The following is a 10,494-nucleotide window of genomic DNA, read 5'->3' on the forward strand; positions in this document are numbered from 1 at the left end:
CATCAAAACTGATACCCCAATGAGAGTGTGTAGATATTGGCGTTCGCCGCCGGCCCCGTTGCCTTCCAACTCAGAATACGACGGTACTCCGGCGAAAAGATTAGATAAGTCTTCGGCCGATAGATCACATTCGCCACAATCATCTGTGTGCGTGCGCTCTGCTCCAGCGCATACGTGCTTCCCGTCAAGTTCAGCGTACGGAAGTCGCGCGCGAATCCGCCATCCTGTCCATACATCAGGTTGGCCTCGGTGTTCCCCGTCAGGTGCGTCTTCCATTGCACCCATCCCCCCACGGCATTCAGCCCGACAGACCGTTGCTCCCCAGTAACCTTATCCAGCCCGGTTAGTACATCCTTATAGGCTCCCCCACCCAGTCCGCCGAGCCCCCGCCCCCGGTAGATCTCTCCCTCCAGTTGAAAGCGCCGCGAGATCGGTACCTGCAGGTCGGACGTCACCGCCCACATCTGGATCTGCTGCCCCTCATAGAACGTCTGCCGGTCGCTGTACCCGCCCACTCCAAACGAGAACGGATGCGCCGATGATCCCCCATGCGCGGAGACCCTTCCTAGGAATCCCGGTCGCCGCGAGATCTCTCCCGCACTCAACACTCGACCCGCCGTACTGCCCGCATACCCCACCACCGGCGGATCCCAAAGCCCACCCTCCACCTGCAGGTTTCTCTCCGGATGATCGTTCGAGATCGCAAACCGATGCGAATACCGAAGCTGTGGCGCCCACGTCCAAAGGTTCCCGGACCAAGCCAGCGCGGGCATCGCCACGGTCGCATAAGACGTCGGTGAAAGCGGCGAGATCAAAGGAGCATCGATCCCCAGATGAACCTCGTCCCGGCTCACGCTCGTGTCCTCCGCCCGATCTCCCCAGCCCAGCCGTATATCCGCCCGCCGCAGCCGCACGCTGCCATTCGTCGTCGCGTAGTAGCTGTAAGAAGACCCGCCAAAGAAGTCCACGCTGAGGTCCGCTGAGGTCCTGGCTCCAAACACCCTAGGCCCCGTCGCGCTCAACCCAAACAACGTCTGCCGAAAGGTCGCGCCTACGCTCCCGTGGCTCAGATCCGGCGTACGCTGAATCGCCGCCGAAGGCAGATCCGCATCGTCCACCACACCAGCATTCGAGTACGCGTTGAAGAGCATCAGCCCATACACCCGCACCGGGTACTTCGACACACTCTCCAGCTTGGTCTGATCGTGCTGCTTCACCTCCGCCTGTAAGACTTCCAGCTCTTCCTGCTGATGATCCACCTTCTCGGCAAGCGTCCCCGCAGGCACTGCGCCACCCTGGCTCGAACTCGCCCCCCCCGAACTCACAGCAGCCTCCTTCCCCCGCATCGCCTCCAACTCAGATCGAAGCTGATTCAACTGCTGCTGCGTTGCCTCAAGCTGCCGCTGCGTCTCCATTAGCAGCTTGGACATCGTCTCCAGACGAGTGCCATTCGCATCCACTGCCGAACCCTGCACCTGCGCCGGAGCCTGAGGTGCAGAGCCAGCCCCATAACCTTGCCCGCGAGCCGCCCCCAAAGCCCCCGCCAGCCAAACTCCCGCCACACAAACTCGCCGTATCGTCATTGATCCCTCCATGCCGTCTCCTGCGATCCTGCCTTCAACGCCACCGCCACCGGCGTCTCCCGCAGCCGGTTCAATGCCTCCTTGTACAGGCTCAGCGTAAACACCGTCCGCCCCGGTGCAGACTCCTCCAGCCGCACCATCCCCCCATGCTCCTGTGCGATATGCTGAGCCAGCGTCAACCCCAGCCCCGTCCCATTCTCGCGCCCCGTGCTCACAAACGGCTCAAAGATCGTCGTCGCAAACGATGCTGGCACCCCCAGCCCATTGTCGATAATCTTCAGCACGATCCTCTTTTCATCCTCGCTCAACTCTACCGTCACAGCCGGCACCAGACCTCCGCGCCGCGCCGCCTGGCATGCATTCAGCAGCAGGTTGAATACCGCCCGCACGAACTTCGTCGCATCCACCCAAGCCTCGACGCTCGGCAGCTCATCCAGCCGCAGTTCGATCGCCCTCGCCTCCGGATGCGCCCTCAGCAGCCCCGCCGCGCGCTCCACCAGGTAGGGAATCGATTCATAACTCGGCAGCAGCGACCTGCCCGTCTTGGAAAAGCCCAGCAGCGAGTCCAGTAGATCGGTCATCCCATGCACCGCCGTCTGCACCTCAAAGATCAGCTCCTCGCGCTCAACCTGTGGAGTCGCCTCCAGCGAGAGGAACTCCGCGTTCGCATAGATCGCAGAGATGTAGTGCCGCAGATCGTGAGAGATCGAGCTCGCCATCCGGCCAATCGTCGCCAGCCGTTCAGAGTCCACCAGCGCCCGTTGCGAAGTCTCCAGTCCCCCTCGCATATGGTCGAACGCCCGCGTCAACTCCCGGATCTCCGCCGTCCCGCCGCCCGGCAACTTGTACGTAAAGTCTCCGCGACCCAGCGCCCTGGCTCCATCTACCAGCGCCTCTAGTGGTCGCGTCACACGCCGCGAGATCGAGTCCGCAATCAGCGTCCCCAGCACCAGCGCCAACATCCCCAGCCCCACCAGCCAGCGATTGATCACCAGCCCCAGCCGCCTCTCACTCTCGTAAGACCGCAGGACCACCAGATGTACCTTGTTGGGCATCGTGCATCCGTTGGCGCACAACGTCATCGCCTTCGCCAGGTATCGTTCGTTGCCCAGCGTCACATTTGCCATTTGTCCAGGCTGCAGACCGCGCAGTGTCAGGTTCCCATCGAAGTCCTTCGCCAAAGGAGCCTTCAACGTCGTCACCGCAACCTTCGCTCCAATCGTGAAGGCTACCTCCGCCGCAGCAGCCTGGCTCACCTCCTGCGCCACGCGCTGGTCGATCGCAGACCCCAGCACCACGTAACCCAGAAACGTCCCATCTACCCTTGAACCAAACGAAAGCGGCTGCGCCACCACCTCATACAGTTTGCCCCCGATAGGCAGCGTCCCTGGTTGATCCGGTAGCTCAATCGCCTCATGCAGAGCCGCATCCGTCTCTCCGCTCCCCGGCTTGCCCGTATCCGTAAGCCCGCGTCGATAAGAGGCCACCAGATGCCCACTTCGGTCGTAAAGCTGGAACAGGTCGCTTCCGCTGATCTCCCAGAAGTCCTTGCCGCCATCCTGGATCGTGCGCGCATCCTGCGTCGTCATCAGCGCCTTCAGGCTCGGCAGATCGGCCAGCAGCGCAGTCTCCCTTGCCAGCATCTCCCGCCGTTGATTCTCCAGATTAAGAAATGTGTCAACAGAGTGCTGCAGATCAGAGCTCAGATCCCGCTGAATCTGTCGGTGCAGCGTAAACCGCACCGCCACCAGGCTCACCGCGGTCAGCCCAAACGAGAGCGCCAACAAAGACACCAGCAATAAGCTGCGCATCCGCGAAAGCCGCAGCGTCACCCTCGGCTTTTTGAAACCATCAACGCCTTGGCCGGACGCGGCTATGGCGTCACCACGAACTTGTACCCAATCCCGTGCACCGTGCGGAAGTGGACCGGATGCGCCGGGTCGGCCTCCAGCTTCTGCCTCAACTTCAGCACCTGGTTGTCCACAATCCGGGTCGTCGGAAAGAAGTTGTAGCCCCAGACATCCTGCAGCAGCTCTTCCCGCGTAATCACCCGGTCCACATGCGTCAGGAAGTACCGCAACAGCTTGAACTCATGCGCCGTCAGCGTCACCTCCACTCCCTCCCGCTTCACCTCCATCTTCAGCAGGTCGGCCGTCACACTCCCAAACACGCACAGTGCGGGCTCCGCATCCGCGGCCGCTCCACCCGCGGCGTGCGCGCTTGCCTGCGCCTCCACCGTCCGCGCCGCCCTGCGGATCGCCGCCTGCACCCGTGCCAGCAACTCCCGTGGGCTGAATGGCTTCGTCACGTAGTCGTCCGCGCCAATCTCCAGCAGCAGTACCTTGTCCGCCACCTCGCTGATCGCGCTCAAGATGATCACTGGCGTATCCACGGAGTCCGTCTTGATCTGTCTGCAGATGTCCCGCCCGGAGATTCCGGGCAGCATCAGGTCCAGCACCACCGCCACCGGTTTGATCTCGCGGCAGACCCGCGCAGCCTCCGTTCCTTCGCTCACCACGCGCACCGCGTAGCCTTCAGAGCTGAACTGCCGCTGCAGCGCCTTTTGAATCCGTACATCGTCTTCCACGACCAGAATCGTATTCATATGTCAGTTTGCCTATCCGAACAGCATATCCGTCCGCCCTCAGAGAGACTAGCCTCTTCCGGTGCCGGCGCTGCAATGCAGCAGGGAAAAGGACAAACAAAAGACAAAAGCCCTAAACACTGCAGGCCTTCCGCCTTGCGGCACCAAGACGGCAGGATCTGCAGTACTCAAAACCCCTGTACCACCACCGCCCCTCGGTAGACTGAAGAGGATGAGCCTAAGGAGCCCCATGTCTAAGATCCCCGGATTCTCAGCGATCCGTGCAGTCGCCAGCCCTCTCGCAATTCTGGTCTTAGCCATCCTGCAGTCTCCTCATCCCGCCTCCGGCCAGAACGCTTCAACCCAACCTTTACCCGCGACCAACCTTCGTGAAGCCCTCCGCCGCTGCGCCTCGCCCCAGGGCTGCTCCCTCCAGCTTCCGCAGGAATCCACCCTCACCGGAGAAGACCCAGCCTGGCTTCATCTCGGCGATAACATCATCTCCCGCGCCTTCCTCTACCCGCCTAACACCCACCTGCACGACACTCGCTCCGGCCATGACATCTCCTTCGCCTCCAACGTCGGAGGTCAGGGCCAGGGCTTCGCCTTCTTCACCCGCTTTGATCGCAACCTCCCCAGCGATGGAGGAGGCCCGCCCCAGGCCAACATCGCCGCCTCCTACTTCGCCGGAGCGCCCGGAACCTACGCCTACGGCTCTGAGACCGTCATGCACAACATCCTGCTCAACAGCATCTTCTCCACCAAGGGCATCGCGCAGGCCATCGGCTCCGTCGCCCGCAAGTACGGCACAGGCGACTTCGGCGGCCAGTACGCCTACGACTCCTGCATGGGCGGTGCCATCAACGGAGACGATGAAGGCTGCAACGCCAACTACGCCGCGCTCTGGGAAGGCTTCGGCGATATCAACGCCAAAAATCCGCACGGCACCATCCCCATCGCCTTCATCGAGTCGATCGGCTCCTCAGGCGCAGGGCACTCCTCCCTCAAGCTCAAGCTCACCGACGAGCACGCCTCAAACAACGCCCTCGGAGCCGGGCGCTTCGCCGTCCTCGTCCGCACCCCGGACGGCAGAGACGCCGCACTCCACACCTTCACCGTCACCGCCCATAACGACTCAACCAGCGCGGACAAATTCGGCTCATACACCGTCGCCGAGCCTGCCCCGGTCTCCGCCGTCTGGGGCCGATCTACTGCGCCCATCGTCGTCCCCAACAACAACGACGTTCCCCAGACCATCACCGCCACCATCGCCATAGACCCCCTCTCGCCAGAGGCCGCAACCGGCTACCGCAAGGGAATCGCCTGCATGTGGGGCTGGCGTCGCAATGAGCGCGTCGAAATCGTTGAAGCCGGAACACCCGCCGCCGGCAGCCAGGCCCTCACCCTCAAGATCCGCCAGGACCCCGGCGGAGGCGACCAGCCTCACCAGTCTCCGTACTTCTTTCAGGACGCAAAGTCTGGCGGTCTCTGCCAGACCGTCGGCCGTATCTCCGCCTACGATGAAGGCGCGGGCCTCCCCACCCAGAACGTCCCCCTCATGGGCGCGGTCCTCCTCCACAAGGGCGATACCGTCTCCCACACGGTCGTCTACAACTTCAACTGGGTCCACGGCAACTTCGGCACCATCGGCGGTCTTCAGGAAGCCATGCCCATCACCCTCAAGGTAAAGCTCAAACGCGTCGGTAACGCCGCCATCATCGTCCAGGCCGATCAGGACGCCACTCAGCTCAATCTCATGCCCAACGTCAAGATCGTTGACGCATCAGACCCCACCTTCGACACCTCCGCAACCTCCTTCCATGCCTATCCTGATGGCCTTGGCTATGAAAGCAAGGGCCCTAACACCAGCCCCGTCACTGCCACCGTCATCGCCAACTCCGGCCGCAACCTCCTCAAGGTCTACAGCGCCGCGGAGATCATTGCCGTGGCGGACCCCGACGCAGAATCCTCCACCCTCGGAGACTTCGTTGCCCTCGAGCCCAACTCCATTCCCTGGCCTGTCCACGGCACCGTTGACTTCCCCGCGCACCACAGCGTCTTCCTCCAGATGAGCGCGGACTGGCTCCACACCGTCAGCCCCGGCATGGCCAACGGCAAGGTCTTCATCTACGACGGTCCCTCCATCAACGCCGGCTTCAGCGCCATCCAACTCGTCAATTACAACCCCGCCTCAAAATACGTCGGCTCCGGCGGCCTTCTCCGGGGGCCGGACGCCTTCCTCATCGGAGGCCCGCATCAGACCATCTTCGACCTCGGGCAGTACGGCGTTGCTCCGCTTCTCCCCAACGGAAACGTCACCGTCGTCGGTTGCGTCCTGGGCGATTGCTCCTCCAGCTCAGCCTCCTTCAACATGGAGCAGGTCTCCCTTCGCAGCTCCCACTTCATCCGCCAGTTCGACCAGTACAACAACCGCGCCTCCATGGGCTTCCAGAACGGAGAACGCCTCCTCTTCACCGCCGGCCAGGGCCTCGCCATCAACGCAAACCTCTCCATGGAGGGCCGCGTCGTCAAAGATCTCGCCGATCCAGTCCAACCCACCGACGCCGTCAACCTCAAATCCATGAACTCGGCCATTACCGGCGCCGTCAAAGGCTACTCCGGCCCCCTCACTCTTTCGCCCTCCTGCACCGTCACCGTCACCAACGGTCTCATCACCGGCAAGACCGGCTGCTGAACCCTCGAAATAAAGTGCGTTGCATGCTGCGTACATCTTCAATGGAATCAAGACTTTGCACCGAAATTGGCGCATTGGCGAGCACCCAGTCCACACCTAAAGCTCATGTTTTGAAGACTTTGCACGATTAAGTACGGGGTAGGGGGTATCCGCACCGTCACCCACCCTCCAAGCCGCATCGCCCCTCCACACCCGGATGGGCGATACTGATACGGGCAGACGCGGCCCGTGATCTCACAGACCAACTCACGCGTCCTCAGCTTGCTGAACCTCTTCCTTCTCCTTGAACAAATCCAGGGTCTCAGAACCAGATCGGACGTACGCGTATGCATCTTTGGAGCGACTACGAAGGCAAGACCATTGCCGGAGCCTACCCCCTGGGCCAGCTTATCCGGCCCGAAGGCCGCACGGCCTTCTTCTCCACCTCCAACGGCACCGGCATCCCCGCCGTCATCCGCCTCACAGAATCCTTGAATGACGAAGGAGAAATGCTTGAGCGCTGGCGTCAGGTCACCGCCGTCAACCAGGACAACCTCGTCGCCATCAAGTCTTTCGGCCAGACCAACTTCGAAGGCACACCGCTCGCCTACGCACTTCTCGAACTCACCGACGCCAGCCTTGCAGACATCCTCGCCGAGCGCGCCCTTACCCCCCAGGAAGCCCACGAAGTCGCCTCCAGCCTCCTCGCAGCCCTACAGGCACTCCACGCGAGCGGCCTCGTCCATGAGCACATCGAACCCGCCAATGTCATGGCCGTCGGTGAGGTCATTAAGCTCCGCAGCGACTGCGTCCGCGAGTGCATCCTCAATCCCGACGACGCCACCCCCGCCCACTGCGCCGAACTCAAACAACGCGACGTCCACGATCTCGCCGTCCTCCTTCTGCAGGTGCTCACCCTCCAGAAAAAGCTCACGCCCGCAATCAAGCTACCCGCCCCCTTCGACAAGATCGTCTCCTACGGCATCGACGGCACCTGGGGTCTTACGGAGATCGACGCAGCCCTTCACCCGCCCGTCATCAAACCACTCGTCCCGGAGAGCGTAATCGCCGCCGCAACTCAGCAGCATCCGCAGAGAATCTCTCCGTCTCCGCAGTCAGAAAGCCCCAATCCCGCGCTCCACGTCCGCCGCATCAGCAACACGGTGCAGCCTGCCCCTCGCTCGATGGCGTTCTGGGCGGCCTGTTCAGCCGGTGCCCTGGTCCTGATCTTCCTCGCGTGGCTCTTCCTGCACGGCAGCAGCAAACCGGCCACCCCCGTACCCACCGCCGCTGTCGTAACCCCGGCCAAACCTCAGACCATCGACGATGCGCCCACGCCAAAGCTCTCCGCCTCCGCCAGCACGGACGGTGTCGTACACACCGCGGTCGCAACCTCTCAGACGCAGGCCGGCTGGCACGTAGTCGCCTTCACTTATAACCGGGAAGATCAAGCCTGGCACAAGGTCGCCACAATCCGCGACGCCCACCCCGCGCTTAGCCCAGAGGTCTTCGCGCCTTCCGGCCGCGGCCCATTCCTGGTAGCCCTCGGTGGTGCCATGAGCGAAAGCGAAGCCAACGTCATGCGCAACAAGGCTCGCCGTGACGGCATGCCGCGCGACACCTTCATTCGCAGATACGGCCCACGCTAGCCCGTTCTAGCTGCTTCTGGCGAAATCCCGCTTCGCAGCCCTCAGTTCCTCAATTCGAACCCGGCCGCTGGGGCTGAGTCGCGCCTGCGGCCGGCTACGCTGGATCATGGATGCCGTGATCGCCACGCGAATCTCTTCGCTGCCCACAGCCGGAGTCCGCCGCCCTCGCAGGTCATACTCAGTCGGCGCTGCCACCCGCTTCTCAGCAGGCCCACACAACATCACCGTCGCAAACACCAGCACCAAGCCTACGAGACCCTCAAGCCCGGCGGTAGCCAGGCGCCCCTGTTCCTCAGCCTGGTCCATCGTTAATCCTTCGCTTGCTTGGGGAGCAAACTTATCCGCATAACCGGCGGTATGCGTGGAGTTGATGCGTGCGTTTTCGGCGTACCCGGAGTACGCCGCGCCAAGGAGAATAAATGCAGAAATCAAAGTAAAACTTGCTGCCATCAGCTTCATAGCTGTTCCTCCATGCCCCATTTCGTTCAGGGGGAGGGACTCCAGCGTGCTTGGAATTCCCTCATCGGTCTGACTCCCAGGTAAAGCAGGGTAGTCCTGTGCCGTGTGGTTCAAGCATTGTGGACAGTCGGTACACTGTCAAGAAAAATCAACCCGTAACGGCATGATTATCGGCACTCTTTCATAAGTAACCACCTAGATGGTGACTTATGTTGTAGATCGATAACTAGGAATTGAAAGAACAGGTGGAGGCCATCGAGGAGCCGTAAAAATTGACGTTCTTCAGACATTCCCCAGACATCGTAGAGCCCGGATACGCCTATCGTTTGAGCGAATGTACCCAACCGCACATCGATTTATTCTGATCCTCAGTATCTGTGCCGCCTGGGTGCTCATCTCATGGGCTTCCGTCTTCAAGTATCTCTCCCATGGCAAAGCAGCCCTCACCATGGTGCTTGGCGTCGTAGCGATCGCTCTGGGTATGCACTGGCTTGATCGATTCAATCAACGCGACCGTCAGATCGGCGTCGGCTGGTTCGTGCTTCTCTTTCTCATCCTCACGGCAGCGTTCGCCGTGCTCTATCCCATATCCCTGAAGCACACGCTGAACGCCGGTTCTGATCGGGAAGACGCACTCCGATTGGAACTCAGTGCCATCCTGCACCATCAATACCCCTATGATGCACATACTTTTCTAGGCAATCCTCCCACCCCGTTGCCGGGAGCCTTATTACTCGCCGCGCCCTTCTTCGCATTCGGGCATATCGCGTGGCAGAACCTCCTCTGGTTCGCGCTCTTTTTCATTTTTACCGTTCACTTCTTCCGTCACCGCGCGACCGCTCTCTTCTTTCTCGTACTTTTTCTTCTCTTTGTGCCCGCAGATCTCTTTGACTTCACTTCGGGCGGCGACTACCTGACTAACTTCTTCTATCTCGCAATCGCTGTGGCTCTCCTGATTCGATCGTTAGATCTCAAGTCCGAAGCCAGTTTTCTAGCTGCACTCTTTCTTGGTTTAACCCTTTCTTCGCGCATCATTTATGCGATTGTTCTGCTCCCACTGCTGGCGCTCACCCTTCAGCGTACTTCGCGCTCCCGCGCTCTCGCTCTATTCATCGTTGTGCTTCTTGCTGCCAGCGCAGTCACCTTTCCTATCTTCACCCCTCACGTCTTCACGCATCTCTCGCAGCAGCTTGGTCAAAGTAGTCCCAAGCTGCGATATATCCCCAGCGCCCTCCATCCTGGCTGGACACTCCCGCTCCTTGCCATCGTGGTGGGAGGGACGGCCTTCTTCATACGAATGAATCTCCCGCGGCTCTTCCTGATCTTCAGCATTGCCAGCTTCGTACTGCTCGCGCCATTCGTCATTACCTTCGCTCTTCACTCGGAAAAGCTGCGGTATAACTTCGCGTATCTAAGTGTCAGTGTCCTCGCTTTTTCATTATGGGCATTTTCGCATTATGAATCCCACTCCGTTGATTCCTGATTCGCCCTCCCACCGAAACGCCAAAGCCCGGCCCGCTCTACAAAAGAGTAAGCCGGGCTCAG

Annotated in this window: 7 protein-coding genes; 3 read left to right on the forward strand and 4 right to left on the reverse strand. The window is 61.0% G+C overall.

Going from position 1 to position 10,494, the window contains the following annotated elements; translation table 11 throughout:
- Window positions 1-2 precede the first annotated feature (2 nt).
- The 3 genes from ACIX9_RS02960 to ACIX9_RS02970 all read right to left on the reverse strand — a co-directional run bounded on the left by ACIX9_RS02960 (window position 3) and on the right by ACIX9_RS02970 (window position 4,188).
- A complete protein-coding gene (locus tag ACIX9_RS02960) occupies window positions 3-1,583 on the reverse strand; it encodes a hypothetical protein (RefSeq protein WP_041596909.1) in 1,581 nt (526 codons plus the stop codon).
- Window positions 1,580-3,394, reverse strand: a complete 1,815-nt coding sequence (locus ACIX9_RS02965; protein ID WP_013578994.1) for an ATP-binding protein — start codon at window positions 3,392-3,394, stop codon at window positions 1,580-1,582. Before ACIX9_RS02965 ends, ACIX9_RS02960 begins: the two co-directional genes overlap by 4 nt.
- Before the next feature lie 62 nt (window positions 3,395-3,456).
- Entirely contained in the window at window positions 3,457-4,188 is a 732-nt protein-coding gene (locus ACIX9_RS02970) for a response regulator transcription factor (protein WP_013578995.1), read from the reverse strand.
- Between the two features lie 229 nt (window positions 4,189-4,417).
- Here ACIX9_RS02970 and ACIX9_RS02975 point away from each other — a divergent pair, with 229 nt between their 5' ends.
- Both ACIX9_RS02975 and ACIX9_RS02980 read left to right on the forward strand, forming a co-directional pair.
- Window positions 4,418-6,862, forward strand: a complete 2,445-nt coding sequence (locus tag ACIX9_RS02975; RefSeq protein WP_013578996.1) for a hypothetical protein — start codon at window positions 4,418-4,420, stop codon at window positions 6,860-6,862.
- Between the two features lie 326 nt (window positions 6,863-7,188).
- The gene (locus ACIX9_RS02980) at window positions 7,189-8,490 is read left to right on the forward strand and encodes a sporulation domain-containing protein (RefSeq protein ID WP_013578997.1); all 1,302 of its coding nucleotides are present in this window, start codon (window positions 7,189-7,191) and stop codon (window positions 8,488-8,490) included.
- A gap of 6 nt (window positions 8,491-8,496) precedes the next feature.
- Here ACIX9_RS02980 and ACIX9_RS02985 read toward each other — a convergent pair whose 3' ends face one another.
- Window positions 8,497-8,949 carry a hypothetical protein gene (locus ACIX9_RS02985; RefSeq protein ID WP_013578998.1) on the reverse strand — a complete coding sequence of 151 codons (453 nt, stop codon included), beginning with the start codon at window positions 8,947-8,949 and terminating at the stop codon, window positions 8,497-8,499.
- A 334-nt stretch (window positions 8,950-9,283) separates the two neighbouring features.
- Between ACIX9_RS02985 and ACIX9_RS02990 the strand changes: the two genes are divergently transcribed.
- Window positions 9,284-10,432, forward strand: a complete 1,149-nt coding sequence (locus tag ACIX9_RS02990) for a hypothetical protein (protein ID WP_013578999.1) — start codon at window positions 9,284-9,286, stop codon at window positions 10,430-10,432.
- The last annotated feature ends 62 nt before the right edge of the window (window positions 10,433-10,494 follow it).

The organism is Granulicella tundricola MP5ACTX9 (assembly GCF_000178975.2).
GTDB lineage: Bacteria > Acidobacteriota > Terriglobia > Terriglobales > Acidobacteriaceae > Edaphobacter > Edaphobacter tundricola.